The organism is Actinomyces timonensis (assembly GCF_040702965.1).
GTDB classification, from domain to species: Bacteria; Actinomycetota; Actinomycetes; order Actinomycetales; family Actinomycetaceae; genus Actinomyces; species Actinomyces timonensis_A.
This window is the reverse complement of sequence record NZ_CP159989.1, coordinates 905,552-932,428: the sequence shown is the minus strand read 5'-3', so window position 1 is coordinate 932,428 and position 26,877 is coordinate 905,552. Positions and strand designations below refer to the sequence as shown.

Annotated in this window: 21 protein-coding genes and 2 pseudogenes; 6 read left to right on the top strand and 17 right to left on the bottom strand. The window is 74.7% G+C overall.

Going from position 1 to position 26,877, the window contains the following annotated elements:
* Positions 1 to 11: 11 nt before the first annotated feature.
* The 5 genes and pseudogenes from ABXS69_RS04110 to ABXS69_RS04090 form a co-directional block, all read right to left on the bottom strand.
* Positions 12 to 1,362 (bottom strand): annotated as a pseudogene (locus ABXS69_RS04110) (dicarboxylate/amino acid:cation symporter).
* A gap of 151 nt (positions 1,363 to 1,513) precedes the next feature.
* The gene (locus tag ABXS69_RS04105; protein ID WP_366181286.1) at positions 1,514 to 1,891 is read right to left on the bottom strand and encodes a DUF3017 domain-containing protein; all 378 of its coding nucleotides are present in this window, start codon (positions 1,889 to 1,891) and stop codon (positions 1,514 to 1,516) included.
* Between the two features lie 96 nt (positions 1,892 to 1,987).
* Positions 1,988 to 3,769: a bifunctional phosphoribosylaminoimidazolecarboxamide formyltransferase/IMP cyclohydrolase gene (purH, locus tag ABXS69_RS04100; protein WP_366181285.1), complete on the bottom strand. Its 1,782-nt coding sequence runs from the start codon at positions 3,767 to 3,769 to the stop codon at positions 1,988 to 1,990.
* 288 nt (positions 3,770 to 4,057) lie between these two features.
* The gene (gene prfB / locus ABXS69_RS04095) at positions 4,058 to 5,179 is read right to left on the bottom strand and encodes a peptide chain release factor 2 (protein ID WP_366181284.1); all 1,122 of its coding nucleotides are present in this window, start codon (positions 5,177 to 5,179) and stop codon (positions 4,058 to 4,060) included.
* Between the two features lie 289 nt (positions 5,180 to 5,468).
* A complete protein-coding gene (locus ABXS69_RS04090) occupies positions 5,469 to 6,386 on the bottom strand; it encodes a LysR family transcriptional regulator (RefSeq protein ID WP_366181283.1) in 918 nt (305 codons plus the stop codon).
* Between the two features lie 73 nt (positions 6,387 to 6,459).
* Here ABXS69_RS04090 and ABXS69_RS04085 point away from each other — a divergent pair, with 73 nt between their 5' ends.
* Positions 6,460 to 6,792: a hypothetical protein gene (locus ABXS69_RS04085; protein WP_366181282.1), complete on the top strand. Its 333-nt coding sequence runs from the start codon at positions 6,460 to 6,462 to the stop codon at positions 6,790 to 6,792.
* Positions 6,793 to 7,056: 264 nt separating this feature from the next.
* Here ABXS69_RS04085 and ABXS69_RS04080 read toward each other — a convergent pair whose 3' ends face one another.
* From ABXS69_RS04080 to ABXS69_RS04050, 7 genes and pseudogenes are all read right to left on the bottom strand, one after another.
* Positions 7,057 to 7,488, bottom strand: a complete 432-nt coding sequence (locus ABXS69_RS04080; protein WP_366181281.1) for a glycosyltransferase — start codon at positions 7,486 to 7,488, stop codon at positions 7,057 to 7,059.
* Between the two features lie 113 nt (positions 7,489 to 7,601).
* Positions 7,602 to 8,087 carry a peptidase T4 gene (locus ABXS69_RS04075; protein ID WP_366181280.1) on the bottom strand — a complete coding sequence of 162 codons (486 nt, stop codon included), beginning with the start codon at positions 8,085 to 8,087 and terminating at the stop codon, positions 7,602 to 7,604.
* Positions 8,084 to 8,557, bottom strand: a complete 474-nt coding sequence (locus tag ABXS69_RS04070) for a TadE family protein (RefSeq protein WP_366181279.1) — start codon at positions 8,555 to 8,557, stop codon at positions 8,084 to 8,086. The genes ABXS69_RS04075 and ABXS69_RS04070 overlap by 4 nt, the downstream gene beginning before the upstream one ends.
* Positions 8,547 to 8,822 (bottom strand): hypothetical protein, encoded by a 276-nt coding sequence (locus ABXS69_RS04065; RefSeq protein ID WP_366181278.1) that lies wholly within the window; start codon positions 8,820 to 8,822, stop codon positions 8,547 to 8,549. Before ABXS69_RS04065 ends, ABXS69_RS04070 begins: the two co-directional genes overlap by 11 nt.
* 51 nt (positions 8,823 to 8,873) lie before the next feature.
* On the bottom strand, positions 8,874 to 9,803 hold the full coding sequence (locus ABXS69_RS04060) for a type II secretion system F family protein (RefSeq protein WP_366181277.1): 930 nt from the start codon (positions 9,801 to 9,803) through the stop codon (positions 8,874 to 8,876).
* The gene (locus tag ABXS69_RS04055) at positions 9,800 to 10,651 is read right to left on the bottom strand and encodes a type II secretion system F family protein (protein ID WP_366181276.1); all 852 of its coding nucleotides are present in this window, start codon (positions 10,649 to 10,651) and stop codon (positions 9,800 to 9,802) included. Before ABXS69_RS04055 ends, ABXS69_RS04060 begins: the two co-directional genes overlap by 4 nt.
* A 107-nt stretch (positions 10,652 to 10,758) precedes the next feature.
* Positions 10,759 to 11,974 (bottom strand): annotated as a pseudogene (locus ABXS69_RS04050) (ATPase, T2SS/T4P/T4SS family); the annotation flags it as partial.
* Positions 11,975 to 12,272: 298 nt separating this feature from the next.
* Between ABXS69_RS04050 and ABXS69_RS04045 the strand changes: the two are divergent.
* A complete protein-coding gene (locus tag ABXS69_RS04045) occupies positions 12,273 to 13,568 on the top strand; it encodes a phosphotransferase (protein ID WP_366181275.1) in 1,296 nt (431 codons plus the stop codon).
* Between the two features lie 13 nt (positions 13,569 to 13,581).
* On the opposite strand, the gene ABXS69_RS04040 is transcribed toward ABXS69_RS04045, so the two are convergent.
* Together ABXS69_RS04040 and ABXS69_RS04035 are read right to left on the bottom strand one after the other, a co-directional pair.
* Positions 13,582 to 17,052 carry an ATP-dependent DNA helicase gene (locus ABXS69_RS04040; protein WP_366181274.1) on the bottom strand — a complete coding sequence of 1,157 codons (3,471 nt, stop codon included), beginning with the start codon at positions 17,050 to 17,052 and terminating at the stop codon, positions 13,582 to 13,584.
* Entirely contained in the window at positions 17,049 to 20,615 is a 3,567-nt protein-coding gene (locus tag ABXS69_RS04035) for a PD-(D/E)XK nuclease family protein (RefSeq protein WP_366181273.1), read from the bottom strand. The genes ABXS69_RS04040 and ABXS69_RS04035 overlap by 4 nt, the downstream gene beginning before the upstream one ends.
* Positions 20,616 to 20,841: 226 nt before the next feature.
* Here ABXS69_RS04035 and ABXS69_RS04030 point away from each other — a divergent pair, with 226 nt between their 5' ends.
* The gene (locus tag ABXS69_RS04030; RefSeq protein WP_017177145.1) at positions 20,842 to 21,057 is read left to right on the top strand and encodes a DUF3107 domain-containing protein; all 216 of its coding nucleotides are present in this window, start codon (positions 20,842 to 20,844) and stop codon (positions 21,055 to 21,057) included.
* An 87-nt stretch (positions 21,058 to 21,144) separates the two neighbouring features.
* On the opposite strand, the gene ABXS69_RS04025 is transcribed toward ABXS69_RS04030, so the two are convergent.
* Positions 21,145 to 21,825: a ferritin-like fold-containing protein gene (locus ABXS69_RS04025; protein ID WP_366181272.1), complete on the bottom strand. Its 681-nt coding sequence runs from the start codon at positions 21,823 to 21,825 to the stop codon at positions 21,145 to 21,147.
* Positions 21,826 to 22,285: 460 nt separating this feature from the next.
* Between ABXS69_RS04025 and ABXS69_RS04020 the strand changes: the two genes are divergently transcribed.
* Positions 22,286 to 23,881, top strand: a complete 1,596-nt coding sequence (locus tag ABXS69_RS04020) for a DEAD/DEAH box helicase (protein WP_366181520.1) — start codon at positions 22,286 to 22,288, stop codon at positions 23,879 to 23,881.
* A gap of 15 nt (positions 23,882 to 23,896) precedes the next feature.
* Here ABXS69_RS04020 and ABXS69_RS04015 read toward each other — a convergent pair whose 3' ends face one another.
* Entirely contained in the window at positions 23,897 to 24,547 is a 651-nt protein-coding gene (locus ABXS69_RS04015) for a MarC family protein (RefSeq protein WP_366181271.1), read from the bottom strand.
* A gap of 71 nt (positions 24,548 to 24,618) precedes the next feature.
* On the bottom strand, positions 24,619 to 25,461 hold the full coding sequence (locus ABXS69_RS04010) for a PHP domain-containing protein (RefSeq protein ID WP_366181270.1): 843 nt from the start codon (positions 25,459 to 25,461) through the stop codon (positions 24,619 to 24,621).
* 101 nt (positions 25,462 to 25,562) lie between these two features.
* On the opposite strand from ABXS69_RS04010, the gene ABXS69_RS04005 reads away from it, so the two are divergent.
* Both ABXS69_RS04005 and ABXS69_RS04000 read left to right on the top strand, forming a co-directional pair.
* Complete coding sequence (locus tag ABXS69_RS04005) at positions 25,563 to 26,231, top strand: Gfo/Idh/MocA family oxidoreductase (protein ID WP_366181269.1); 669 nt, start codon at positions 25,563 to 25,565, stop codon at positions 26,229 to 26,231.
* Positions 26,207 to 26,695, top strand: a complete 489-nt coding sequence (locus ABXS69_RS04000) for a hypothetical protein (RefSeq protein ID WP_366181268.1) — start codon at positions 26,207 to 26,209, stop codon at positions 26,693 to 26,695. Before ABXS69_RS04005 ends, ABXS69_RS04000 begins: the two co-directional genes overlap by 25 nt.
* Positions 26,696 to 26,877 lie beyond the last annotated feature (182 nt).

The window sequence follows — 26,877 nt, the reverse complement described above, 5'->3', positions numbered from 1 at the left end:
CCGACTCGGCCTCAGTCGCCGGGATTGCCCGTGGCGGCCCTGGAGGCGGCCAGGTCCTCGGGGCGGACCACGCCCTCGACGCTCACGCTGTCGAGGTAGGCCATGCCGTCGAAGGCGAGCTCTCGGGCGTTCTCCGGGTCCCCCTCGTGGCCGAGGCGGCCGTCGGCGAAGCGGTCGATAGCGATGGCGATCGCGGCATCACCGGTGACGTTGGTGGCGGTGCCGAAGGAGTCCATGGCGATGTAGGTGGCGAACATGAGCCCGACCTGGGCGTCGTTGAAGCCCAGCATGGAGGCGATGAGGCCTGAGGCCGCGGCGATGGCGCCGCCGGGGACGCCGGGGGCCGCCACCATCGTGATTCCGAGCATGAAGATGAAGCCGATCCACTGGGCGGTGCTGATCGTCAGGCCCTGGGTGAAGGCGATGGCGAAGGCGAAGGCGAAGATCTTCGACGTCGAGCCGGCCAGGTGGATCGTGGCGCACAGGGGGATGACGAAGGAGGCGACGGCGTCGGACACGCCCAGCTTCTTGGTCTGGCGCAGCGTGACCGGGATGGTCGCCGCGGAGGAGGATGTGCCCAGGGCCGTCATGTAGGCCGGCAGCAGCGTGAGGATTGCCTTGAGCGGGTTCTTGCGGCCTATGGCCCCGGCGGCGGCGTACTGGCAGGCCAGGATGACGACCTCGAGGACGAGGACGACGATGACCACGCGCACGAGGGTCTTCATGACGGCCCATGCCTCGCCCGTGTAGGCGAAGTTGAGGAAGATGCCGAAGATGTGCAGCGGCAGGAGGGGGATGATGATCGTCTCGATGAGGCGGGTGATGATGGCACGGAAATCGATGAATCCCCTGCGCAGCACGCCGCGGGGCACGAGGGAGAGGCCGATGCCCATGACGAAGCTGAGGATGAGGGAGGTCAGGACCTCCAGCGGCGGGGCGATCTCAGGGGTGAAGAAGCTTCTGCAGGGCGCTCCCGGGCTCGGAGACGTCGCCGAGCGACACGCCGGACAGGAGCGTGGGAAACAGGGCCGCGCAGGTCGCGTAGGTGACGAAGCCCGCGAAGAGGGTGGAGGCGTACGCGACGGTGGTGGTGACGCCCAGCCACTTGCCGGCCCCGTGCCCGAGGTCGGCGATGGCGGGGGTGACCAGGCCGATGATGATCAACGGGATGGCGAATTGCAGGAACTGGCTGAAGATCGCCGAGAAGGTGGCGAAGCCACGGCCCAGGGGCGCGGGGATGATGGGGTGGCCGCCCACGCGGATGGAGCCGAGGATGACGGCGAGGAGGATCGCGACAATCACCCACAGGAGAATGCCGCCCCTCATGCGGCGCTTGCGCGCGGCGGACTGTGCGTTGGACATGTTGGGACCTTCCAGATACCGGGGGATCTCCGCGTGAGCGCGTGATGACTGTGACAGCGGGGCAGGATCGCACACTCACCGCCGCGAGGGCGGGGGCGTCTGCCATCCGGGATGGGGCAAGGCCCGGCTCCATCCCGCCGAGGCGCCGGGGTCAGCCGAAGATGCGCGGCAGCTCCGCGTAGGGGGCGAGCACGAGGAGCGCCAGGGCGAGCAGCGCCCCGAAGACGACGTCGAAGAGCCGCGAGCGCGCGGAGATCCAGGTGCCCTGGGGGCGCTGGGAGCGCATGACGACGAGGGTGAGGAGCAGGGCCACCAGCGCGATGACGCCGAGCCGCTGGCGCCCCAGCAGGCTGATGGCGGGAACGACGGTGAGGCTCACCGCCACGGCGACGACGCCTGCGGCCCGGTAGGTCTGATGGGCGCGGCTGCGCGCTGGAGCCACGCCCCGTCGGGGGCGCTCATCCTCGGGCCCCGCCGAGGGCCCGCCCGTGGTGCTGGCGCTGGCGGCGCTGTCCCCCTCCTGGCTCACGCGCACACCTTATCGCCCCGATCCGTTCCCAGCCCGGCCGCGCCGGGCCGGGCCGGGAGCGGCGGGTCCCGCCATGCCGGGGCGGGCGCCACGGCCTCAGTGGGAGAAGTGGCGCTGCCCGGTGAGGTACATGGTCACGCCCGCGGCCTTGGCGGCGGCGATGACCTCCTCGTCGCGGATGGAGCCGCCGGGCTGGACGACTGCGCGCACACCGGCGTCGATGAGGACCTGAAGGCCGTCGGCGAAGGGGAAGAAGGCGTCGGAGGCGGCCACTGCCCCCCGGGCCCGCTCGGGGGCGGGGCCGGTGAGGATCCGGTCGGCGTCGCCCCCGCCGACGGCCCCGGTCTGCCCTGCCGCGGGGGCGGGCGCCTGGGCGTCACCGGTGGAGCGGGCGCCGAGCGTGTTGGCACGCTCGACGGCCAGGCGGCAGGAGTCGACCCGGTTGACCTGGCCCATGCCCACGCCCACGGTGGCCCCGCCGGAGGCCAGCAGGATGGCGTTGGACTTGACCGAGCGGACGGCTCGCCAGGCGAAGCGGAGGTCGGCGAGGGTGGCCTCATCGGCGGGCTGGCCGGCGGCGAGGGTCCAGGCGGCGGGGTCATCGTCACCGGCCTGATAGGCGTCGCTCTCCTGGATGACGGCGCCTCCGGAGATCTGCTTGACCTCCCACCCCTCGCGCTCAGGCGGCTCGACGGCGAGAACGCGCAGGTTCTTCTTGGCCTTGAGGATCTCCAGGGCCTCGTCCTCGAAGGCGGGAGCGGCCACGACCTCGGTGAAGATCGGCTTGATCTGACGCGCCATGGCGGCGGTGACGGTGGCGTTGGTGGCGATGACGCCGCCGAAGGCGGACACGGGGTCGCAAGCATGGGCGAGGCGGTGGGCCTGCGCGACATCACCGCTGGGGCTGATGGCCACGCCGCAGGGATTGGCGTGCTTGATGATGGCCACGCAGGCCTCGTCGCCGTGGTCGTGGGCGGCGCGCAGGGCGGCGTCGGTGTCCGTGTAGTTGTTGTAGCTCATGGCCTTGCCGGAGAGCTGGCGGGCATTGGCCACTCCCCCACGCGCCCCCGGGGCGGTGTAGACGGCGGCGCCCTGGTGGGGGTTCTCGCCGTAGCGCAGGGCGGTGAGGCGCTCGTAGGCGGCGCCGACGTGGGCGGGGGGCGCTGCCGGGCCCTCGGCATCGGCCGCAGCGCCGGCCCCCGCGCCGTCGGTCTCGGTCTGCTGAGCGAACCAGGTGGCGACAGCGGCGTCGTAGGCGGCGGTGTGGGCGTAGGCGGCCGCGGCGAGGCGGCGGCGCTGGGCGAGGGAGAACCCGCCGTCGGCGATGGCCTGGACGGCCTCGGCGTACTGGCCGGGGGAGGTCAGGACGGCGACGCCGGGGTGGTTCTTGGCGGCGGCGCGGACCATGGAGGGACCGCCGATGTCGATCTGCTCGACGCAGGCGTCGAAGGGCGCGCCGGAGGCGACGGTGGCGGTGAAGGGGTAGAGGTTGACGACGACGAGGTCGAGGGGGGCCACGCCCAGGGAGTCGAGCTGGGCGAGGTGGTCGGGCTTGCGGCGGTCGGCGAGGATGCCGGCGTGGACGGCGGGATGGAGGGTCTTGACACGGCCCTCGAGGCACTCGGGGAAGCCTGTGACCCGCTCGACGCCGGTGACCGAGATGCCCGCGGCGGCGATGGTGGCGGCCGTGGAGCCGGTGGAGACGATCTCGACGCCGGCGGAGGCCAGGGCGGTGGCGAGCTCGACGAGGCCGGTCTTGTCGTAGACGGAGACGAGCGCGCGGCGCACGGGGACGACGTCGGGGTCGACCAGTCCGTCGGTGGGGACGTGCGCGGTGGGGACGGCGGTCGGGGCTGCGGGGGCCGGTGAGGCGGTCACGAAGGGCTCCTGTGGTTCCGGGGGTCGGCGGGACGCCCAGGCGGGCGACGTCCCCTCCACATGGGGCGGCGGCCGCTCCCCGGTGGTGCCCCACCCTCGCCAGTCGCGGCCGGTCCCAGGCTAGCGCGCTCCCGCCCCGCCCCGCCACATATCACGCCGAGACCGGTCGATATCAGGAGCGAGACCGGTCGATATCAGGAGCGAGACCGGTTCCCCGCGCCCCGCCAACCGGTCTCGATCGTTATTTCGACCGGTCTCGGGAAAGGACGAAGGACAGCGAGGCGCGGATCAGTCCTCGTTCTGCTCCTGCTGCTTGCGCCACCGGATGCCGGCGTCGATGAAGCCGTCGATGTCGCCGTCGAAGACGGAGTCGGGGTTGCCGACCTCGTGATTGGTGCGCAGGTCCTTGACCATCTGGTACGGATTGAGGACGTAGGAGCGCATCTGGTCGCCCCAGGAGGCCTTGATGTCCCCGGCGAGCTCCTTCTTCTTGGCGTCCTCCTCCTGCTGCTTGAGCAGGAGCAGCCGGGACTGCAGGACGCGCATGGCGGCCGCGCGGTTCTGGATCTGCGACTTCTCGTCCTGCATGGACACCACGAGCCCCGTGGGAAGGTGGGTGATGCGCACGGCGGAGTCGGTGGTGTTGACGGACTGGCCGCCGGGCCCCGACGAGCGGAAGACGTCGATGCGGATGTCCGTCTCGGGGACGTCGATATGGTCAGTGGACTCGATGAGCGGGATGACCTCGACGGCGGCGAAGGAGGTCTGGCGGCGCCCCTGGTTGTCGAAGGGGCTGATGCGCACGAGGCGGTGCGTGCCGCCCTCCACGGACAGGGTGCCGTAGGCGTAAGGGGCGTGGACCTCGAAGGTGACCGACTTCAGCCCCGCCTCCTCCGCGTAGGAGGTGTTGAGGATCTTGGTGGCATAGCCGTGGCGCTCGGCCCAGCGCAGGTACATGCGCAGGAGCATCTCCGCGAAGTCGGCGGCGTCAACGCCCCCGGCGCCCGAGCGGATGGTGACGACGGCGTCGCGCTGGTCGTACTCGCCGCTCAGCAGGGTGCGGATCTCCAGGTCGGCAAGGTCCTTGGAGATGGCTTCGAGGTCGGACTCGGCCTCGGCGAGGATCTCCGCGGCACCATCGCCCTCCTCCTCCCCGGCGAGCTCGACCATCGTCTCGAGATCGTCGATGCGCTCGCCGAGCTGCTCGACGCGCTTGAGATCCGCCTGGGCGTGGGACAGGGCGGAGGTGACCACCTGGGCGGCGTCCGGGTCGTCCCATAGGTCCGGGGCGGCCGCGGACTCGCTCAGCTCGACGATGCGGGCGCGCAGGGCGTCGGGGTCGGTCACCGCGGCGATGGAGGCGTAGGTGTGTCGGAGTCGTTCGATCTGCGCGGGGAAGTCAGTGGCCACCCGACAAGACTAGTCGATCCGGGGTCGGGCGGCGCCGGGGCCACGCGCCGCGGGCGAGCACGGGGAGACTCACCGCCAGCCGATCGGCGTCCCCGGGGCGGCCGAGGCGCCGCCCCGGGGACGCCGATCCCGCCACTGAGGTCACAACAGGTGAACGGTGAGCGCCTCGACGACGGCGCGCGGCTCCGCCTCGGTCACGCTTGAGCGCGACGCGCCTTCCCGCTCCCCCGGGAGCGGACCGAGGAGATGAGGGATCCGGCTCGCAGGAGCGCGGGAGGCGCCATCCGCATCAGCCCATGACCGTGCCCAGGGGGATCGTCTGCTCCAGCAGCGCCGACAGGACCGCGCGCACCGCCGGCCCGGGCTCGGTGCGCGTGGCGCGATGGCGCACGACGAGCTGGCGCGCGCCCAGGCCGGGCAGGCGCGTGATGCGCAGGTCGTCGGGGATCTCGTTGCTGCGCACCGCGAGCTCGGGGAGGAGCGCGTAGCCCAGTCCCGCATGGGCCATGGCGAGCACGACGTCGTAGTCGTAGCCCACGTGCCGGGTGGTCAGGGCGACTCCGAGCTGCCCGGACAGGCGGGTCAGCGCGAAGGCCCCGGCGGTGGAGGGGTCGAGGGCGATCCAGGTGGCGCCAGCCAGGTCCGCCAGCGACGTCGGCACGGCGCTGCCCGGGGGGACGACGACGAGCCAGGACTCGTCGAGGATCGGCACATCTCCGAGGCCGCGGGGGGCGGGGGGCAGGGCGCGGGCGTCGCGCTCCAGGAGGAGGAGGTCGAGCTCGCCGCGGCGCAGGCGGGCCAGGCCCGCGCGCTCCTCGACCTCCTCGATGATGATGTCGAGCCCGGGGCGGCTGGCCTCCAGGTCGGCGATGAGGGGCAGGAGGATGGCGCGCACGGCGGTGGCGAAGGAGCCGACGCGGACCGTCCCGGTGGGGCTGGCGCCGTCGAGCCCGGCGAGCCTGCGCTGGGCCTCGATGAGCTCGCTCTCGATGCGCTCGGCGCTCTCGGCCAGGACCCTGCCCGCCTCAGTGAGCACCGCCCCGGTGGGCGCGCGATCCATGAGGCGGGCTCCGGTCTCCTCCTCCAGGAGGCGGACGTGCTGGGAGACGGCGGAGGGGCTCATGTGCAAGGAATCCGCTGCCGCTACCACGCCACCGGAGCGCTGGACGGCGAGGAGGACGGACATCCGGCGAGGCGACAGGTTCATGAAGTAAAACTACATCCCCTATGCAGATACCTGCGATTGATCTTCATCGTCTGGGGGTCCAAGATCGTCCCCCGTGACCCACCTCGTTCCCTTCCTCCTGTCCCTGGCCGGGTGGCTCGGCGCCGCCGAGCTCCTCTGGGCGTACGTCCTCATCTCGTCGGGCAAGCTGGCCGGCGATTCCCTCAAGTACCAGGCCCTCAACATCTCGGGCTCGCTCATGCTCATGGCGAACTGCGCCTCCTCGGGCGCCTGGCCAAGCGTCATCGCGAACCTCTTCTACCTGCTGGTCGGCATCAACGTGCTCCTGACCGTCAAGCGCGCCTACATCGCCAGCCTCGTGCGCCGCGAGGCGGCCGCCGTCTCCGCCCGCTGGCAGCGCCCGGGGCTGGCGGGCCCCCACAACTGACCCGGCCGCACGGGCGCTTCCGGCCCCCACGGCCGAGGCGGCGACGATGCCCGACGGTCAGGCGACGTCGGCCGCCCCTGCGGCGTCGGTCGCCCCTCTCCTGAGCACCGCCGCCTGACCGAGCCGCCCATCGACTGGTGTGCACCGCACCGAGCGGTGCCGTCCGCACCGAACGGTGCGAGTTACCCGCACCAGTGGGTGCAGACGGCACCAGTGGGGGCGAAAGGCACCAGTCGGCGCGCATCGCGCGGATCCCTGCCCGCCTCAGGGCGCCGTCGTCGTCCGGGCCGACCCAGTGGCGCTGATGTCGAAGCCCTCGAAGGGCAGCAGCCCCCAGGGCAGGAAGGGCGGGCGCGAGTGGCCACTGAGGGTGACGACGGCGACCCTCCCATCCTCGGCGTGGGCATCGATCACCCTCACACCGCTCAGGCCCCCGGCGCTCGCCACTCCCACCTCGGCCTGGGAGACGAGGTCGGCGGCGGCCGCGCTCCGCACGGAGGCGTCGTCCATGGCCACGGGCGCGGCGGGACGGCCGCCCGTGTAATAGCCGCCAGGCGCGATCTTGCCCGCCCCCGCCACCGCGGCGGAGTCCGCCATGGCGGTCAGGCGCTTGACGTCCAAGTAGACGGAGGTCACCGACGCGATGCCGAGGACGAGGGCGAGCACGACGGCGATCATGCCGATCCCGAGCAGCATGGCCTGCCCGTCCTCGGCCGCGCAGCGACAACGCAGCGCCCTGAGGCGCCGTCGCCAGGGGGCGGGCGCCGAGGGCGCGGGTGAGCCCGCGGCGGCGCGGGCATCGGCGCGCCTCATCGATCACCCCCTGGGTCCGGGACGCCGTTCTCGATAGTGCTCACGGGGCGCACGGCGGAGATCATGACGAGGTCGTCACCGATCCCGGTCATGGACACGAGCGGCAGGTCGACTCCCACCTCCACGCGCACGGCCCTGGGCCGGGAGCAGGCGGAGTCCTCGCAGTCGAGGGCTAGCGCGGTGGCGGGGTCGTCGTCGAGCCCTTGATCGGCTAAGGCGAGGCCGACGGCGGCACGTGCCCGGGCCGGTCCCAGGCCGTCGGCGCCACCCGCGCTGGACTCCATGGCGCGGGCGGCGGAGTCGGCGGCGCTGGCCACGGCGAGTGAGGCCGCCTGGGCCTGGGCGAGGGCGACGATGAGGTAGAGGATCGGCAGGACGATGGCCGCGCTCCATCCGATGAACTCGACCGTCGCGCTGCCCCGCTCACTCTCCGCTCCCCAGCCCGGCGCCATGAGCCACCGGGCCCTCGCCAGCCGGCTCATGGCGTCGCGCCCGCTCGGGCGAGGGCCGACTCATCGAGGGCGTGACCGCTCGCGCGCAGGCTCCCGCCGGGGCCGAGCAGCCCGAGGACGGGCATGGGGGCGCTCGCCTCGACCTCCACCACGGGCAGGCCATCGCGAACCACGCGGCGGACCCGCACATCCGTGACGTAGTCGTCGGCGAGGGCGGCGCCCGCCAGGGCGCGGACGCGCGCGGTGGCCTCCTCCTCGGTGCCTCCCGCCAGCGCGGCGCGCCTGGCGCCCTCGCCCGCGGCATCGATGAGGACATTGCGCGCGTAGAGCCCCAGCGCGAGCTGGAGTAGGGCGACGGCCACCGCGATGACGAGGGCGCCGACCATGACGAACTCGGCGATCGCCGAGCCCTCCTCACCGCTCCCCCGCCCTGGGGCGCGGCGGCATCGGGGCAGGCGCGGGATGCCGGGCCGACGCGGGCCGCGGCGCTCAGATCGCACCGGTCACCTTGTTCATCGCGGATGTGAAGAGGTTGACGAGCGCGGGACCGGTCACGGTCCACAGGGCGACGACGAGCCCGGCGGTCATGAGCGTGACCAGGACCCACCCGGGGACGTCGCCGCGCTCGGGCGCGAGCGCGCGGCCGGCTCGGACGGCGAGGGCCCTGGCGCGCCGGGGGCGGCCGAGCGGGGCGGCGTCCAGTGAATCCAGTGAGTCGCGCGATCTGGCGGCGGCGCGCCGGGGACTGCGGGAGGGGGTGCTCATGGTGGTTCCTTCCTTGGGTGGGGGCGGGGATCGAGCCGCGGCTCCTGGCGATCAGATCCCCAGGCGCAGGACGACGAGCCCGGGGTAGAGGGCGAACAGGACGGTGATGGGCAGGATGAGGAAGACGACGGGCACCATCTGGGCGATCTCGCGCTTGCCGCCCTCCTCGATGAGGGCGCGCCGGGCGGCCTCACGAGAGTCGGCGGCTTGGGAGCGCAGGACCTCGGCCAGGGGCGTCCCGCGCTCCATCGCCACGGTGATGGCCTCGCAGAGGCGGGACAGGGCCAGGCAGCCGCACCGCGCCTCCAGGCCCTCGAGGGCGGTGGCCAGGACGGTCCCCGAGCGGATATCGGCCAGGGTCATGCCGAGCTCGTCGACGAGGTCCCCGCGCCCCCGGCGGGTGACCCGCTCGATGGCGTCCACCGGCCCTTGCCCGGCCCCGACGGCGAGCGCGAGGAGCTCGACGACGTCGGGCAGCTGCGCCTCGATCCTCGCGGTGCGCCGCTTCACGGCGCGCGAGAGCCACCAGTCGCGGGCGGCCGCCCCAGCGATCGCCGCGATGAGGGCGCCGATCAGCACAGCGGGGACGCTGATAGGCCGCATGAGCGAGGTGATGAGCCCCAGCCCGAGGGCGGCGGACATGCCCGCGCCGGCCCAGACGAGCTGCTGGACCCTCAGCTCGTCGTAAGTGAGGTGGGAGCCGGATCGGGCCAGGCGCTGTCGGACTGAGTCCGCTGACGAGCCCATGGACTCCAGGAGCCCGCCGAGGCTGGCGACGGCGGCCAGCAGCAGGCCCGGAACGGTCTTCCCGCTGGGGGCGGGGGCGCGCAAGAGCGCGGATCCGCGGGGCCGCTCCTGGACGTAGGGCTCGAGGCGGGCGACAAGGCCGGGGCGCCGCCGCGACAGGGCCTGGAGGACCAGGAGGACGCCGAGCGAGGCGAGCAGGCCGATCAGGCCCCCGAGAACGAGATGGTCGCTCATCGCAGCACCCGCTCCTCCTCGGGCAGGCGCCCGATCCTCAGCATGAGGCGGTAGGCGAGCGCGCTGGCCACCGCCCCGATGAGGAGCACGAGGGCGCCGCCGCTCGTGGCGTAGGCGGCCGCGGCCTGGGGGCGCGTGGACAGCAGGGCCAGGACGAGCCAGGGGGCGGCCACGGCCACCCGAGCGCCGTTGACGGTCCAGGACTGACGGGCCTCGAGCTCGCCGCGGGTGCGCATGTCCTCGCGCAGCATCCGGGCCAGGGACCGCAGCAGGTCGGCGAGCTCGGCGCCGCCGACCTCGTGGGCGAGGTGGAGCGCCTCGACGATCCTGTCCGCGACGGGGTCGGCGAAGCGGGCCCTCAAACGGGCCATGGACTCGTCGAACCGCGCTGTGGCCGCGTAGTCGACGGCGAAGGCGGAGAACTCGGCGCGCACCGCCTCCGGGCCCCGCTCGGCGAGGCTGGCCACTGCCTCGGGCAGGCTCATCCCAGCCCGAATCCCGGAGACGAGCGTGTCGACCGCCTCGGGCCAGAGCTCGCGCAGGCGAGTGCGCCGGGCGCGGGCCCGCGAGGAGATGAGGAGGAAGGGGAGGAGGGAGGCGATGGCGCCGAAGGCGGCCGCGATGCTCCACACCCCGCTGGCGCCGAGGAATCCGAGGGCGACGACGGCGCCGGCCGCGATGCTCCCGATCACGAATGCGGCGGGGCTCGTGCGCCCCGCGCCGGCCTGGACGAGGAGGTCTCCCAGGCGCCGGGAGCGCTCGGATCGCCACCGCGGGGGCTCGCTGGTGCAGGCCTGCCAGATGAGGACGAGACCCAGTCCCGCCAGGAGACCTGCGACGGCGCCCATCAGCGGCCCTCCCGTCCGGCGGGGGCCGAGTGGGTCGCGAGGACGGGGGCGGAGCGCCTCCGGGTGGGCGACACGGCGTCGGGGAGGAACGGCGCCTGGCCGACGGCCAGGAGGGAGGAGAGGTCGTGCCCGGCGCGCTCGTAGCGCTCCCGGCCCGGAGGCAGGCCGGTGCCGCGGACGAGACGGTCGGCCCGGTCGCGGTGGAAGATGTCGGCCAGCTCGATGACGCCGTTCTCGACCCGGCCCGTGACGGCGCGGATCTCTCGCACGGTGCGGCGGCCGGCGGCGTCGAGCCCGAGGTGGACGACGAGGTCGATGGCGCTGGCGACCGTGGGCACGACGAAGGCGGCGGAGACGTTCTCCCCGGCGAGCAGCGGCAGGGTGCAGATCTTGACGACGGCCTCCCTGGCCGAGTTCGCGTGGAGGGTGGACATGGCCGGCAGGCCGGAGTTCATCGCGATGAGCAGATCGAGAGCCTCGGCCTCCCGGACCTCGCCGATGAGGAGGCGGTCGGGGCGCATGCGCAGCGCCTCCTTGACCAGGCGCCGCAAGGTGATCTCACCGGCGCCCTCGAGGTTGGCCGGGCGGGTCTGCATGGCCACGCAGTCGCGGTTGCGCAGGGAGAAGCTCGAAGACCTCCTCGCAGGTGATGATGCGCTGGCCTGCGGGGATGGCCCCGGCCAGGGCGCGGACCATGGTGGTCTTGCCGGCCTGGGTGGCCCCCGAGACGAGGATGTTGAGGCCCGCCTGCACGGAGGCGTCGAGGAAGGCGGCGGCCCTGGCCGGCAGGGAGCCGAGGCGGACGAGGTCGGCCAGGCGGCTGGCGCGGGCCATGTGCTTGCGGATGTTGACCGCCCAGTGGGCGCCGGTGATGGGCGGGATGACCACGTGGAGGCGCTCGCCGCCGGGCAGTTGCGCGTCGACGAAGGGACTGGACATGTCGAGGCGGCGCCCGGAGACGCGCAGCATGCGCTCGACGAGGACGCGCAGGTCGCCGTCGGCCAGGAGGGTTGTGGTCAGCTCAGGGCGGCCCGAGCGGGCCACGAAGACGCGGTCCGCGCCGTTGACCCAGATCTCCTCGACCTCGTCGTCGTCGAGGTAGCGCTGGAGGGGGCCCATGCCGGCCAGGGCGTCGACGATGCCCGCGGTGGCCGCCTCGGGATCGAGCAGGGGCGGGACGAGCCCGGCGTCGGCACGGGCGAGGTAATCGGCGGAGGCCTCCTTGACGAGACCGACCAGGGATCCGGGCTCGGAGAGGGGGTCGATGCCGCGACGGCGCACGAGCTCGCGGACCTCGGTGTGCAGCAGCGTCGCGGCGTCCATGGGGTTCCTCGGTGGTCGAGCGTGAGGCGGGGGCGTCTGGCTCGGGGGACCAGTCGAGGTCAGGGGCCGGCGCTATGGCCGGATAGCGGCTCCGATCTGGGGCGATCGGACGAGAGCCGAGACTAGGCGAGGATCCGCGCCTCGCGCTACCCCCAGCGGCGAACCTGTGGATAACCGCCTGGATGACGGGGATGGCGCTTGTAGGAGCGCTACTGGCCGCCCACCCGCGCCGCTCACCAGACGAGCAGGGCAGGCGCGGCGGCTGCGCGAGATGCCGCGCCTCGCCTACGGTTGGGTCATGACGCCCACGGACCCCGCCCTGGACCCGGCCATGGAGACGAACGCTGAGACGAGTGCTGAGATCAGCGCTGCGACAGGCGCGGGGGCCTCCCCCAGCGCGTCGTCGGGCTCGGACGGCGGGGGACCCGAGCGCGAGGGGCTTCCCGACGGCGGGCAGGCCTGCACCGAGGACGCCGACGAGGCGATCCCCTCCCCCGCGCGCGCCGAGGACCCAGGGAGCGCGGGCGCGCCGGGGGGGACACCGGTCGAGCGCCGCTCGGCGCTGGCCCTCGCCGCCATGGCGTCGATCGCGGTGCGGGGCCTGGACCCGGCCCGCCTGGCGCTGCCCCAGTTGGATTCCGCGCATCTGAGGGTGGTCGGCGTCATTGACACCCGGGGGCGCCATTGGGAGGTCCACGAGGCCCTCGACGACCTCACCGGCGCCGAGCTGGTGGCCGAGGCGGAGGTGCTGCGGCGCATCGGCAGGATCGTGGACGGCGGACGCCTGTCCTTCGACGTGCCCCGGCCAGCCGGGTTCCTGAGGCGCGACAGCGCCTGCGTCCAGGTCCGCTCCCACACGGCGGGCCGGCCGATCAATCTGATGTCCCTGCGCCCGGGGCCGGGGCTGTCGGCGGGGCTCGGCAAGGCGCTGGGCGAGCTGCACGAGCTGCCCACCACGGTGGTGTCGGAGGCGGGCATGCCGGTGCGTGACGCGAATGAGGTGCGAGGCTCGTGGCTGGCGCTTCTCGATGAGGCCGCGGGCACGGGCAAGGTGCCGTCCTCGGTGCTCTCGCGCTGGGAGCAGGCTCTGGAGGACGCGGCGCTGTGGCGCTTCCGGCCGGTGGTGGTCCATGGGGACATGGCCGCGGAGAACGTCCTGACCGCCGGGGGCTCCGTGGTGGCGATGAGCGGGTTCGGCCAGGCGCATGTGGGCGACCCGGCGGAGGACCTGGCGTGGATCTACTCCTCGGCGCCCCTGGGCTGCCTGGACTCGATCGAGTCGGCCTATGACCTGGCGCGCTCGGAGGGCGTGGACCGCCACCTGCGCGACCGCGCGGAGCTGGTGAGCGAGATGAGCCTGGCGCGCTGGCTGCTGCACGGCGTCCACTCGGAGGACGAGTCGGTCACCCGCGACGCCGTGGCGATGCTGGAGGACCTGGCCGAGCAGGTGGGCGACGCCCCGATCGTCGACCACCACGAGCCGCGCCTGGCCCCCGTGCCCACGGGCTCGGCGCTTCAAGCCGCCGGTGAGATGGAGGCGGTGACCTCGGAGGTCCCCGCGACCCTGCGGGCCGTGCCCAGCCCCGAGGAGTAGGGGCGCATGGCGGTCACGGCTCCAGGCCAGGGTCTTCCACGGCGCCAGGGTCAAGAGGGCGCCCCGGGGCGGCAGCGCCGGGGGCGAGGAGGCTCTCGACGGCGTCCAGTGGCAGCAGGTCGGCCGGCGTGAGCTCGTCGACCTCGCCCGAGTCCACATAGGCGTAGGCGGCGCGCACCCGGTCCGCCGGCGCCCCCTGACTGGCGGCCCAGGCGTGGACGTAGACGCTCAGCTGGCCCACGGGGACGCGGCGGCGCCCCGTCTTCCAGTCGACGATGAGCCAGGAGCCGTCCGGGGCGGCGAAGACGGCGTCGATCCGGCATCGCAGCGTCGTGCCGCCCACCGTGAGCTCTCGCTCCACCTCGGTGGCGCGCAGGGCGTGGCCCTCCAGGAGGGGCAGGGACTCGGCGGTGGCGAGCCAGCGCTCGACGCGCCTCCGATCAGCCGGGGGAAGGGCGTCGGGGACGCCCGCGTCGGTGAGCGGGATGAGGGCCGCGCGACCCGCGAGGCGCTGGGCGATGGCGTCGTGGAAGACGGTGCCGAGCCGCCCCGCGGTCCGCGGCTCGGGCGGCAGGGGGCGGCGCAGGTCGAGGGCGAAGGCGGCGGGGTCGGAGCGCAGGCGGTCCAGGCTCGTGGCCGCCAGGTGGGAGGGCATGCGCACCCCGGGGCGCGCGCGCTCGGCCCGACGACGCTCGGCCAGCAGCAGTTCGGCCTCGGCCTCCCAACGGGCCACGAGTGGATCCGTGGGCGCCGCGGGCCCCTCTCCGGCCCGCGGCGCGGACGCGCGGCGGGCGGCGTCGACGGCGCGGGCGGCCGCGATCCTCGCCGCGCGGGGGCTGCCGGGCTCGGCGGGGCGCTCCACCGGCCACCAGGCTGAGGCGGTGGCGTCGTGGAGGGGGTTGGAGGCGCCGTCGTCGATCTCGGTGAGGCCCGCGCCCCAGGGGGTGGCGGGCGAGGCCCCTCCGCCGCCGCGCAGGATCTCGTTGAGGAAGCGGGACTGGCGCCGCGGGGTCTTACCTGTCTTGACGAAGTGCGAGCCTGTCAGGAGGAGGTCGTGGCGGGCGCGGGTCACGGCCACGTAGGCCAGGCGCCTCTCCTCGGCGATGGCGTGGCGGCCCAGGGCCAGCGCGTACTGCCTCCACATGTCCTTGACGTCGTCCTTGTCGACGCACGGGGGCTCCAGGGCGCCCAGCTCGAAGGGCGGCAGCTCCCCGGCGTCGGCGCGCAGGGGGTGGGGGAATTCCTCCGTGCTGGAGGTCCAGGAGCCGGGCGCGATGGTCCCGTCCTCCTCGGCCTTGACCCGGTAGGAGGGGAAGGCGGTCTCGGTCATGCCGATGACGGCGACGGCGTCCCATTCGAGGCCCTTGGCGGCGTGAATGGTGAGGAGCTGGACGGCGCCGGGCTCGGGGGTGGGCTCGGGGGCGTCGAGCCCGTTCTCCTCGGACTGGGCGACCTGGAGCCAGTTGAGGAACCCGGCCGGGGTCGGCGCCTCGGCGTCCGCGGCGTACTGCTCGGCCACGGCCCTGAAGGCGTCGACGGCGCGCCGACCGGCCCGCTGGGGGCCCATGGCGGCGATCTCAATATCGAGGTCGAGAGCCTGCTCGGCGATGTCGATGATGTCCGGCAGCGGTAGGGCGAGGGCGGAGCGGACCCGTCGCAGGGCGCGGGCCAGCCGCAGGGCGAGGGCGCGCCCGGCCTCGGACAGGCCCTCGATGGGACCGTCGCCGCCCGGTTCCTCGGCGCGTCGGGCGATGATCTCCAGCGCCTCGGTGAGCAGCGGCGCCTCGGGGGCCTCCTCCGGACCGTCGACCGGGGGCCCGGGCGCGGCGCTCCCGTCGGGGCCGGCGGTCCCGGCCCGGCGCTCCGCGGGCCGCAGCGGGCCGCGGGCGTGGCGGCGCGCCAGGGCGTGGAGGGCACGCAGGTCGGCGGCGCCGATGTCCCCGGCGCTCAGCAGGCGCATGAGGCGGTCCCCCCGCTCGGGGTCCGCGGCCGCGGTGATGAGGGCGCGGAGGTCCGCGACCTCGGGGACGCCGAGCATCCCGCCGATGCCGACGACCTCGTGGGGGATGCCGCGCGCCTGGAGCGCGTCGGCGATGGGGACGAGCTGGGAGCGCGTGCGGGACAGGACGGCGAGCTCGGCGCGCGGCCCCCAGCGCCTCGCCATGAACTCGGCCACCTCCTCGGCCTCGGCGAGGGGATCGGGCAGGAAGGCGACGTGGACGGCCCCCTCGGCCAGGCCCGCGGCCGCGGGTCGGGGGACGAGGCGCGTGACGGGGATGCGCGCCACGGCGGCGTCCCCCGGCTGGGGACCGTGGTCGCGCAAGGGGGCGGAGATGATGTTGGCGGCGTCGAGGATGCGCCGGTCATTGCGCCAGGCGGTGGATAGGGGCAGCACGGGCGTGGCGAGCGCTGGATCCGCGCCGGCGGCCACGGCCTCGGCGCCCGCGGGGTTGAAGCGGGCGTGGAAGGAGTCGAGGGCCCCGGCGCTGGCGCCGCGCCATCCGTAGATCGCCTGATTGGGGTCTCCGACGGCGGTGACGCCTCCCCCGGCGAAGAGGCGGGAGAGCAGGAGGCTCTGGGCCACCGAGGTGTCCTGGAACTCGTCGAGCAGGACGGCGGGGTACTGCTCGCAGAGCGCGCGGGCGGCGCCGGGGACCTCCTCGACGATCCGGCAGGCCAGGGCGATCTGGTCCCCGAAGTCGACGAGCCCGTGGCGGCGCTTGCGCTCGCGGTACTCGGCGGCGAGCTCGAGGAGGGCGCGCTGGGTGGCCATGGTCTCCGCCTTGGCCTTGAAGGCGCTGGCCAGGCCTCTCACGCCGGCGAGTCCCGCGAAGAGGCGCTGGAGGTCGTCCAGGCCCTCAGCGGCCTCCTCGACGCCGAGCAGGTTCTCCGACAGGGCGCCGTCGACGCGCAGGACGGCGCGCACGGTGGTGGGGGTGGGGTCGAGCGGCAGGGGCGCGGTGCGCTCGGCCAGCATGTCGTCGACGATCTGCCAGGCGCGCGCCGCGGTGATGAGCGTGGCGTCGGGGTCGACGCCGATGCCCAGGCCGTGGTCTCGCACGAGCGCGGCGGCGAAGGAGTTGTAGGTGGAGATCGTCGGCTCGCCGAGCTCGGCGCCGCCGTCGGCCTGGCCCGCTCCGGGCAGGAGCCCCGCCTCAGCGAGCTGGCCGAGGCGGGTGGACACGCGCGAGGCGAGCTCGGCGGTGGCCTTGCGGGTGAAGGTGAGTCCCAGGACCTGGTCTGGGCGGACGGCGCCGCTGGCCACGAGGTGGACGACACGCTGACTCATGGTGGCGGTCTTCCCGCTGCCCGCGCCGGCGACGACGAGCAGGGGGGTCAGCGGGTGGGCGATGACCTGGGACTGCTCGGCCGTGGGCGAGGGCAGGCCGAGCGCCTCGGCCAGCTCCCGGGGGCCGGGGCCCGGCCGCGACCGCGGCGGGGGGCCGGGCTGAGCGGGACGATCACCGGTCTGGGGCTCGCTCATGGGAGCGTCCTCCTCCCCTCGTCGACGGCGGGACAGGCGTCCTTGACGGCGCACAGCTGGCAGTGGCGGCCCGTGGTGGCGCGCAGGCGCGGCCCCCGGGCGGCCAGGGCGGCGCGGGCGACGAGGGCGGCGGCCCAGTCCTCACCGGTCTCGGGGTCGGGGATGGGCGCCAGGGCGGCGGTGTCCGGGGCGAGGCGCGCGCCGCCGTCCTTCTTGCGCGGCTCGGCTCCGAGGAGGACGAGCGCCCCGCCGTCGACCCGGTAGCCCAGGGACTCCAGGGCCAGGCGGTAGGCGGTGAGCTGCGGGTGGCGGGAGGCGTCTCCCTCACCGGCGCTCGTGCCGGTCTTGAGGTCGATGAGACGCAGGCGCTGGCCCGCGCCAACGGGCAGAGGGGCGCCCGGCTCACCGGCCGCGGGCGGGATCTCCCCCTCGATGGCCTCGAGGCGGTCGATGCGGCCGCGCAGCCGCACCTCGATCGTGGCTCCGGCGGTACCGCCCGATGGCGGGGCCCCGCCATCGCCCCGCCCCTCCCCGGCGTCCGCGGAGGGAGGCAGCGGCAGGGCGAGGGTGGCGTCGATGGCGCGCTCGACCTCGACCTGACCGGGAACGGCTTGGAGGCGCGCGTCGAGGCGGCGGATCATCTCGCGGGCGCGCTCGGCCTCAAGGGAGCCCATCCAGGTGGCGGGCAGTCCGAGCTCGGGCAGGCGCTCCTCGAGGGCGTCCATGAGGGCCTGCCCGCGCAGGCCCTCGCGCTGCGCCAGCTCGGCGAGGGAGTGGATGAGGGTTCCGAGCGCCTGGGCTCCGGTGGGGGCGCCGCCGGCGCCGTTGCGCTGGAGGAACCAGCGCAGCGCGCAGGTGGTGAGGCCCTCGACGTCGGAGGGGCTCACGCGCACCGGCTGACCGCCCGCCACGAGAGGCTCGGTGGAGGTGGGCCCGGACAGCCCGCCCCAGGTGGCCGGATCGGCGCCGGCCACGCCTGCCCCGGCCAGGCGCGCGAGCAGGGCGGCGGCGCGGGCGCCCCGCTGGCGCACCAGCGCCGTGGCCTGGGGCGATTGGGCGGCCAGGAGGGCGTGGCGGAGCTCGCCGACGAGGCCGCGCAGGGTGAGATCACCGGTGTCCGGCGCGATGAGCGGCTCGCCGTCGGCGTCGGTCAGGGGGCGGCCGGCGGCGGTCGCGACCTCGATGAGAAAGGGGGAGGGCGAGTTATCAGCGTCCTGGACGGCGGTGGCGATGAGGCGGCGGGTGGCGCGGGTGAGGGCGGCCAGGAGCATGCGGCGCTCGTCGGCGCGCACCTGGGCGCGGGCGGCGGTGACGTCGAGCGCGCCGGTGGGGGCGCCATCGGGGCCAACGGGCAAGCGGCCGGTGGCGGCGTCCACGAGGAGGCCTGAACGAGTGAGGGAGTCGCGCAGGCGCAGATCGGGCCAGGAATCGCGGCCCAGCCCCATGACGGCGACGACGGCCCACTCGCGGCCAGCGGCCGCGGCGGGGGTGAGGACGGCGACGCCCTCGGGACGAACCCCGGCGGGGGCCACGGAGTCCGAGGGGAGGACCTCGGCGGCCAGCTCGCTGAGGAACGCGGCGGCATGGGCGCCGGGGTGCCGCTCGGCCCAGACCTCGGCTCGCTTGAACAGCGCGGTGACCACGTCGAGGTCGCGCTCGGCGGCGCGGGCGGGCGGCGCATCGCCCGCCAGCGCGAGGCGGCGCCAGCGCTCGGCGCAGCCGGAGGCGCTCCAGGCCGCCCAGAGCAGCGCCTCGGCGTCGACGCGCTCGTCATCCTGCGCCGCCTCCGCGCCCTCCGGCTCCTCATCCCCCCACGAGCCCCGGAGCCCGACGACGCCGCGCAGGGCCTCGATGATCCGGGCGGCCCGGGCCAGGCGCGCGGCCTGCTCGGCCAGGGGCTCCTCGGAGAGATCCGCGGCGAGACCCCCACCGGCGCCGGCGGAGGCGAGGGCGGCGAGCAGGTGCTCATCCGGGACCGTCTGGGCGGGGCGGTCCTCGCGCAGACGGCGGCGCAGACGGCGCAGGTCCAGGAGGCTGAGGCCCACGAGCGGGCTGGTGAGCAGGTCGATGGCGGCGGCGCGCTCCGGCGGCTCGCCCACTGCCCCGAGACGACCGTCGACAGCGGCGCGGGACACCTGCAGGAGGGCGGCCGCGACGGGCTCGGCGCGCAGCAGGACGGCGGGGGCGGAGGCCGCCAGGGGCACGCCGCGCCGCCCGAGCTCGCGGGCGACCGCCTGGGCCCGCCCGGCGGAGCGCACGATGACGGCCATCTCCCGCCAGGGCGTGGCGTGGTGGATGTGCTCGGCGCGCAGGGCGCGCGCCACATGCGCGGCCTCCTGCGCGTCGGAGGAGGCGACGATCGGCTCGATCCCCGAGGGGGCGCCGGCATCCCCCGGCCCGGCCGGCGGCGCCCCGCCCGGCACCGGCTCGCCCGTCGCCGCGCCGCCGCCCCGCTCCGGGCTGAGGCTCGGGTGGCGGTGGGCGGCCGATCCCGTGACGGGCAGCCGCCCGGCCTGATCCGCCCACAAGGCCGCGAGCGCGGGCGTGCCGCGGTGCAGGGCGCTCAGGCGCATGCGGCGCGCCGCGAGCCCGGAGCGGTCCTCGGCGGCCGACAGAAGGGTGGGAGAGCCGCCGCGGAAGGTCTCGACGGCGACGTCCGGGTCCCCCAGGACCACCACCTGGGCGCGGTGCCCGCGCTCATCGGTCCGGGCGAGCGCGGCCAGGAACCGGGCGGTGGCGGCGGTGCAGTCCTGGTAGTCATCCACGATGACCAGGCCGGGCACGGGCTGGGGGACGGCGACGCCGTCGGCGTCCCAGGAGGCCAGGGCCTCGGCGGCGCGGTCCTGGAGGCGGGCGGTGTCCATGCGGCGGGTGTCCGCCCGGCGCTCCGCGGTGGGGCGGCCCTGGGCGTCCCAGGTGCGCAGGAGCGCGGAGGCCGGCCCCCACAGGGGGACGTCGAGGGCGCGGCCCAGCCCGGCGAGGTCGTCGGCGGTCACGCCGAGCTCCCCGGCGCGGGCGAGCAGGTTGCGCAGCTCGGCGCGGAAGGCGCGCGAGCCGACGGCCTCGGGCGGCAGGCCGGGCCACTGCTCGGGGCGGATGAGGGAGGCGAGCGCGGCGTCCTCCTCCGCGCCGGCCAGCAGGACCGGGGCGGGCAGCGGGTCCGGGCGCTGGGTGAGGGAGGTGGTGAGGATCGCCAGGGCGAGGGAGGCGGGCGTTCGGACGCGGACCTCCCCCCCGCCGTGGGCGCCGAGAAGGGACGCGGCGCGTTGGCGCAGGCGGTCCGCGCGGGCGCGCGTGGGGGCCAGGAGGACGGCGTCGGTCCCCCGCGCGACGGCGCCGACGAGCATCCGCAGGGCGAGGGTCGTCTTGCCGGTTCCGGGGGCGCCGAGCACGACGATGCTGTCCCCGCTGGTGACCGCCTCGAGGACGGCGCGCGCGGACCCGTCCGGCTCCGGCAGGGGCTCGGGGGCGGGGGCGGGCAGGAGGCGCGGCGACGCGGTGATCGCCGGATTCACTCCGCTGGCAGCGCCGCTGGCGCTCGGGGTGGCCTCCTGGATCCGCATGCGCCTATCTCACCACGCCCCACTGACACGAATAGGCGCCCGCAGGGCCCCTGCTCGGCCCTCCCGCGACCGCGCCCCCGTCCGCGCGGCGCGAAAACCGACGCCGCCGCCCCCGCGCTGTCGCCGTCGTCGGCCATCGGCGCCCTACGATCGGGGCAACGACGCGGGGCCCACGGGGACCGCCCGCGCGCGATCCGCCCCCCGATCCGCTCTTCAAGGAGTCACCATGCAGGTCAGCCTCGGCTTCAAGCACGCCGCCCGTCAGATCGAGATCGAGACCTCCGCCTCCCACGACGAGGTCCTGGGCGCGCTGGCCGACTCGGCGACGAAGGATGTCGTCCTCACGGATGACAAGGGTCGCAAGGTGCTCGTGCCCGCGGGATCCCTGGCCTACGCCGAGCTCGGGGCCGCCGAGCAGCGCCGCGTCGGCTTCGGGATCTGAGCCCGCGCCGCCCGCGCGACGCGCCCCGGGAGCGGCCCGCCCGCGCTGGTCCAGTCGGTCCCAGTCGGTCGTCGGTCCCAGTCGGTCTCAGACGCGCAGCCCGAGGCCCCTCATGCGGCTCGTCGCGCCGGAGGACAGGACGGCGCTCAGGCGCCCCGCCCCCCGCTCCCCATCGGCGAGCTCGGGGAAGCGGGCGAGCATGAGTTGGATCGCGCCGATCTCCTCGCCCGCCACCCGGCGGCCCCACAGGCCCAGGCGGGCAGCGAGTTGGGGGTCGCCGTCGAGATCGGCCATGAGCTCGGCGGCGGCGAAGGAGCCGAAGCGGTCCTCGGACAGGGCCTCCAGGACGGCGTCGCGCACGCGCGGGGGCAGGGAATCGGTCAGGGCCATGCCGAAGTCGACGAGCAGCCCGAAGGACAGGTAGGTCTTGACGAGCCGCTCGACCCAGTCGTGGGGCCGCAGGCGATCATCGACGTCACCCAGGGAGCCGAGGAAGCGCTCAGCGGCCGCCGGCACGTCCACGCCCTCGTCGGCGCCGATGCGGATGATCGCGTCGAAAGCGCCCACCTTGGCCGCGCTCATGCGCAGCAGCTCGATGCGCGCGCGCATCGCCGGGGCCTTGTCCGCGTCCTTGGCGTAGCGCGTGCAGGCCACGGAGCAGCTGTGGCCGATGACGCCGAGCACGGCGGTCATGAAGGCGTCGGGCGCGCTGGGGGCGGGGGCCGGGGGCGTCAAGGCGGGGGCCGGGTCAGGAACGGAAGGGCTCATGGGCAAAGCGTAGAGCGAGGGCCCCGCTCCCGCGGCCGCCTTGGCGAAGGCGCGTGATGTGCCCCACCTACCGGGGGCAATCGCCGTCGCGTCGCCGCCACGAGGGCGGATGACCGGTAGTCTGCCGACGTCCACGGTTGCCCGGTCGTCCAGCAGCCTGGTCCCGCCGGCTCGCGAGCCGCGCCCAGGGCGCGGCGGCGCCCCAGGGCCCTGAGCGGGACACGATTCACGATCGGCTGCCACCTACACGACCGCGAGCGCGGCCCAGGGCCCCGTCGGCCCGCGCAGGACCACCCTCCGCGCCGGGCACGGGGCCGCGGTCCACATCCGAAGGAACGTCGTGACCGACGAGAACCCCGTCATCACCAGCCCCGCCGAGGCCGTCTCGGCCGCCAGCGCCCCCAGCCCGACCAGCCCCGCGAGCGCGCCGAGCGCCGCGAGCGCCCCCGCCTCGGGCCTCATCGAGACCGCGGGCGCCCACGCACCCGTCCTGGACGAGGCCGCCCCCGACATCACCGACGAGGGCGCCCCGGCGGACCTGAGCATCAAGTCCTTCGCGGACTTCGGCGTCGAGCCCGAGATCTGCGAGGCGCTGGCCGCCAAGGGCATCATCCACCCTTTCCCCATCCAGGCCCTCACCCTGCCGGTGGCCCTGGAGGGCGACGACATCATCGGCCAGGCCAAGACCGGCACCGGCAAGACCCTGGGCTTCGGCATCCCGCTGCTCATGGACACCCTGGGCCCCGGCGAGGAGGGGTGGGACTCCGACCCCGCCGCCGGCAGCCCGCAGGCCCTCATCGTCCTGCCCACGCGCGAGCTGGCCAAGCAGGTCGCCGTCGAGCTGGAGCAGGCCGCCGCCAAGCGCACCGTGCGCATCGTGCAGGTCTACGGCGGTCGCGCCTACGAGCCGCAGATCGAGGCCCTGGAGAGGGGCGCCGAGATCGTCGTGGGAACCCCGGGGCGCCTTATCGACCTCATGGACCGCGCCGTCCTGGACCTCACCCACGTGACCACCGTGGTGCTCGACGAGGCGGATGAGATGCTTGACCTGGGCTTCCTGCCCGATGTGGAGAAGATCCTGGCCCGCACCCGCGCCGACCGCCAGACGATGCTGTTCAGCGCCACGATGCCTGGCGCCGTCGTCGCGCTGGCCCGCCGTTACATGACCCAGCCGACCCACATCCGCGCCCAGGACCCCGGGGATGAGTCGATGACGGTCAAGTCGGTGGCGCAGGTCGTCTACCGCACGCACGCCCTGAACAAGGTGGAGGTGGTCGCCCGGATCCTCCAGGCCGAGGGCCGGGGCCGCACGATCATCTTCGCCCGCACGAAGCGCACGGCGGCCCGGGTGGCCGACGACCTGGCCTCGCGGGGCTTCGCCACCGGCGCGCTGCACGGCGATCTCGGGCAGGGGGCGCGCGAGCAGGCGCTGCGCGCCTTCCGCAACGGCAAGGTGGACGTGCTCGTGGCCACCGACGTCGCCGCCCGCGGCATCGACGTCGATGACGTCACCCACGTCATCAACTACCAGTGCCCCGAGGACGAGAAGATCTACGTCCACCGCATCGGGCGCACGGGCCGCGCCGGGAACGCGGGCACGGCCGTGACCTTCGTGGACTGGGATGACATCCCGCGCTGGCGGCTCATCGCCAAGGGCCTGGGCCTGCCGGTGGCCGAGCCGATCGAGACCTACCACACCAGCGAGCACCTGTACTCCGACCTGTCGATCCCCGAGGGCACCACGGGCACGCTGCCGCGCTCCAAGCGGACGCTGGCCGGCCTGGACGCCGAGGAGATCGAGGACCTGGGCGAGACCGGCAAGCACGGCCGTCGCGACGGCCGCGGCGGTCGCGAGGGCCGCGGCGGGGCCAGGGGCCGCGACGGGCGGGGCTCGCGCTCCCGGGCCGGCCGGAGCGGCAGCGCCTCGCGGGCCTCTGGGGACGGTGAGCGCCGGAAGCCCTCCAGGCGAGTCTCCGACGGCGAGGCCCCGCGGCGCGCGAGGAACCGCAAGCGGACGCGCGGCGGCAAGCCGATCGACTCCGCCGGCCAGGACTGAGCCGGGTCGCCGCGGTCAGCGGGCCACTGGGCCGGCGCTGAGGCGCTCGCCGATGTAGGTGGTGACGCCGTCGCCGATCATCTGCACGGCGATCGCGGCCAGCAGCAGGCCCATGACGCGGGTCAGGACGAGGATCATCGCCTCACCCAGGACCCGGTGCAGCGTGAGTGAGAAGCGAAGCGCCAGCCAGGTGATGACGTGGACGACGACGATCGCCAGGGTCACGGACACCCAGCCGGTCACGGGCGCGGGCGCGGACTCGACGGCGACCATGGCCGCGACGATCGCGCCGGGGCCCGCGAGCAACGGCGTTCCCAGCGGGACGAGAGCGACGTTGGAGTCGGCGGGATCGGGGTCATCGTCCGCGCGAGAGCTCTCGGTGAGCAGCTCCAGGGCGACCAGCAGCAGGAGGAGCCCGCCGGAGACCTGGAGGGCGGCCACGGAGATCCCCAGGAGCCCCAGGATGTAGCGCCCGAAGATCGCGAAGGCGAGGATGACCGCGAGGCTGAGCAGGGTCGCCTGGCGGGCGGAGGCACGGCGCCGCTCGGGGCTCTGACGGCGGGTGAGGGACAGGAAGATGGGGATGGCGCCGAGCGGGTCCTGGATGACGAGGACCGTCGTGAAGGAGGTGAGGAACACGGCGGGGCTGAGGACGGCGTCGAGCACGGAGGGACTTTCTGGGGTTCGAGAGGGTGAGAGGCGGGCGCATGGGCCACGCGGAGCCGGCCCCGCGGACCTCAGGGGGTGACGAGCGGGAGGGCCCCCTCGTCCACGATCCGCTCGAGGAGCTCGGGGGGCATGAGATTCTCCCCCAGTCGATTGGGCTTGCCAGAGCCATGGTAGTCGGAGGATCCCGAGACGCCCAGGCCGAGGCGGTCGGCGAGGTCCTGCGCGGCGCGGCGGTCGGCGGGTCCGTGGTCGCGGTGGTCGACCTCAAGGGCGGCGAGCCCGGCCTCGGCCATGGCGGCGAAGGTCGCATCGGGCACGAGTCGGCGCTGGCGCCGGGAGGCTCGGGGGTGCGCGGCGACGGGCACGCCCCCGGCGGTCCGCACGAGGGCGCAGGCCTCGACGGGGTCGAGAGCCCAGTGGGGCACGTAGTAGGGGCTGGAGACGGCCAGGGGGCCGGCGAAGGCCGCGTCCCGGTTCTCGAAGGAGCCCGCGGCGACGAGCGCGTCGGCGATATGGGGCCGGCCGATGGCGTGGCCGACCGACTGGGCGAGCACGTCCTCCCACGTGATGGGGTAGTCGGCGGCGATGCGCTCGACCATGCGCTGGGCGCGGGTTCCCCGGGAGTCACGGGCGCGGGCGAAGGCCTTGGCGATGGCCTCGTTCTCGGGGTCGAAGAGGTAGGCGAGCAGGTGGAGGGTGACCCCGCTCGCGGCGCAGGAGATCTCGGTGCCGCGCAGGAGGGCCACTCCCGTGGACGGCACGGCAGCCGCGGCCTCCTCCCAGCCGATCGTCGTGTCGTGGTCGGTCAGGCCGACGACGTCGAGGCCCGCCTGGGCGGCTGCCCGCATGAGCTCCGCCGGGGTGTCAGTGCCGTCGGAGCAGGAGGAGTGGGTGTGGGGGTCGATGCGCACCGGCCAAGTCTAGGAGGCCCGCCGGGCGTGGCCCCCAGGGCCCCCGCTCCCCTCCGGCGAAAGCCGATGACAGGGCGCCGGCTCAGTGGGACAGTGGGGGCATGAGCACAGCCAGCGCCGGCCAGCCGTCCCCCGCCATCACATCTGCCGCGCCCCTCCCCCGTGCCCGCTCCGGGCCCTCCGCGGGCGCTGGGCGCCCGGTGCGCTTCGGCGTCGTCGGCGCGGGATTCATCGCCACCTGGTTCGCCCGCGCCGTGGCCGCCGAGCCCGCCGCCGAGATCGTCGCCGTCACCTCGGCCAGGCCCGAGCGCGCCGCTGCCTATGCCGCCAGGCACGGCGTCCCCCACGCCCATCCCACCCTCGAGGCGATGCTCGCCGAGCACGGCCCGGAGCGCGCCGCGCCCATCGACGTCATCTACATCGGCTCGCCCAACTCCCTGCACGCCTCCCAGGCGATCGCGGCCTTGGAGGCCGGGTACGGGGTGCTCGTGGAGAAGCCCTTCGCCCTCACTGCCGCGCAGGCCCGGGCCATGGCCGACACCGCTGAGCGCACCGGCGGCTTCCTCATGGAGGCCTGGCAGACCGCCTTCGAGCCCGGCGCCGCCGCCATCCGCGCCGCTCTTGCCCGGCTCGGGGAACCGCGTCGAGCCACCTTCGTGCGCGAGCAGTTCTCCTCGCGTATGAGCGCCTACCGGGCTGGCGAGCTTCCCCGGCCTTCAACCCGGCGCTCGGCGGCGGCTCGCTCATGGATCTGGGCATCTACCCGGTGAGCCTGGCCATCCACCTATTCGGGCGCCCGGACCGCGTCACCGCCACGGCGCGACTCCTGGACTCCGGCGTCGACTCCCACGGCACGGTCACCCTCTCCTATGACACCGGGGAGCACGTCGGCCTGGAAGTGGCCTGCCTGCACTCCAAGACCTCCGTCAACGCCCTGGGCAGCCAGATCTCCGGCGAGTCCAGCGCGATCCTCCTCGACCACTGCCAGTGGCCCGAGCGCATCAGTCTCATCACCGCGCCCGGCTCCCCCGAGGAATCCAGTGAGGACCTCTCCGTGACGCGCTCCGGCGAGGTGATGGGCCCCCTCCTGGCGGAGGTCTGCCGGCTCGTGAGGGCCGACGCGCGCGGCTCCGAGCTCCACCCCGTGTCCGCCTCGGTGGCCGCGATCGAGGCCCTGTCCGAGGCCCGCGCGCAGATCGGGGTCCATTTTCCCGACGACGACGCCGTCGCCTGAGCCCGTGGCCTGAGAGGACGCGGACCCGGAGGGCATCGGCTCATCGACCCGCGCCATCCGCACCGAGCGGCGCCATTCACCCCGAGCGGAGCGTCCTGCCCGCACCAGTGGGTGCGAACGGCACCAGTCAGTGCGAACCGCTCCAGTGGGCGCCATCCGCACCACTCAGTGCGAACCGCCCG

What these genes read in the sequence shown, in the direction of transcription:
- ABXS69_RS04065 (WP_366181278.1), bottom strand. Translation starts at nt 8,822, where the DNA reads ATGAGCACCCCCTCCCGCAGTCCCCGGCGCGCCGCCGCCAGATCGCGC.
- ABXS69_RS04040 (WP_366181274.1), bottom strand. Translation starts at nt 17,052, where the DNA reads ATGAGCGAGCCCCAGACCGGTGATCGTCCCGCTCAGCCCGGCCCCCCG.
- ABXS69_RS04045 (WP_366181275.1), top strand. Translation starts at nt 12,273, where the DNA reads ATGACGCCCACGGACCCCGCCCTGGACCCGGCCATGGAGACGAACGCT.
- ABXS69_RS04000 (WP_366181268.1), top strand. Translation starts at nt 26,207, where the DNA reads ATGGATCTGGGCATCTACCCGGTGAGCCTGGCCATCCACCTATTCGGG.
- ABXS69_RS04035 (WP_366181273.1), bottom strand. Translation starts at nt 20,615, where the DNA reads ATGCGGATCCAGGAGGCCACCCCGAGCGCCAGCGGCGCTGCCAGCGGA.
- ABXS69_RS04075 (WP_366181280.1), bottom strand. Translation starts at nt 8,087, where the DNA reads ATGAGCCGGCTGGCGAGGGCCCGGTGGCTCATGGCGCCGGGCTGGGGA.
- ABXS69_RS04005 (WP_366181269.1), top strand. Translation starts at nt 25,563, where the DNA reads ATGAGCACAGCCAGCGCCGGCCAGCCGTCCCCCGCCATCACATCTGCC.
- ABXS69_RS04090 (WP_366181283.1), bottom strand. Translation starts at nt 6,386, where the DNA reads ATGAACCTGTCGCCTCGCCGGATGTCCGTCCTCCTCGCCGTCCAGCGC.
- ABXS69_RS04055 (WP_366181276.1), bottom strand. Translation starts at nt 10,651, where the DNA reads ATGGGCGCCGTCGCAGGTCTCCTGGCGGGACTGGGTCTCGTCCTCATC.
- ABXS69_RS04030 (WP_017177145.1), top strand. Translation starts at nt 20,842, where the DNA reads ATGCAGGTCAGCCTCGGCTTCAAGCACGCCGCCCGTCAGATCGAGATC.
- ABXS69_RS04060 (WP_366181277.1), bottom strand. Translation starts at nt 9,803, where the DNA reads ATGAGCGACCATCTCGTTCTCGGGGGCCTGATCGGCCTGCTCGCCTCG.
- ABXS69_RS04025 (WP_366181272.1), bottom strand. Translation starts at nt 21,825, where the DNA reads ATGAGCCCTTCCGTTCCTGACCCGGCCCCCGCCTTGACGCCCCCGGCC.
- ABXS69_RS04080 (WP_366181281.1), bottom strand. Translation starts at nt 7,488, where the DNA reads ATGCTGCTCGGGATCGGCATGATCGCCGTCGTGCTCGCCCTCGTCCTC.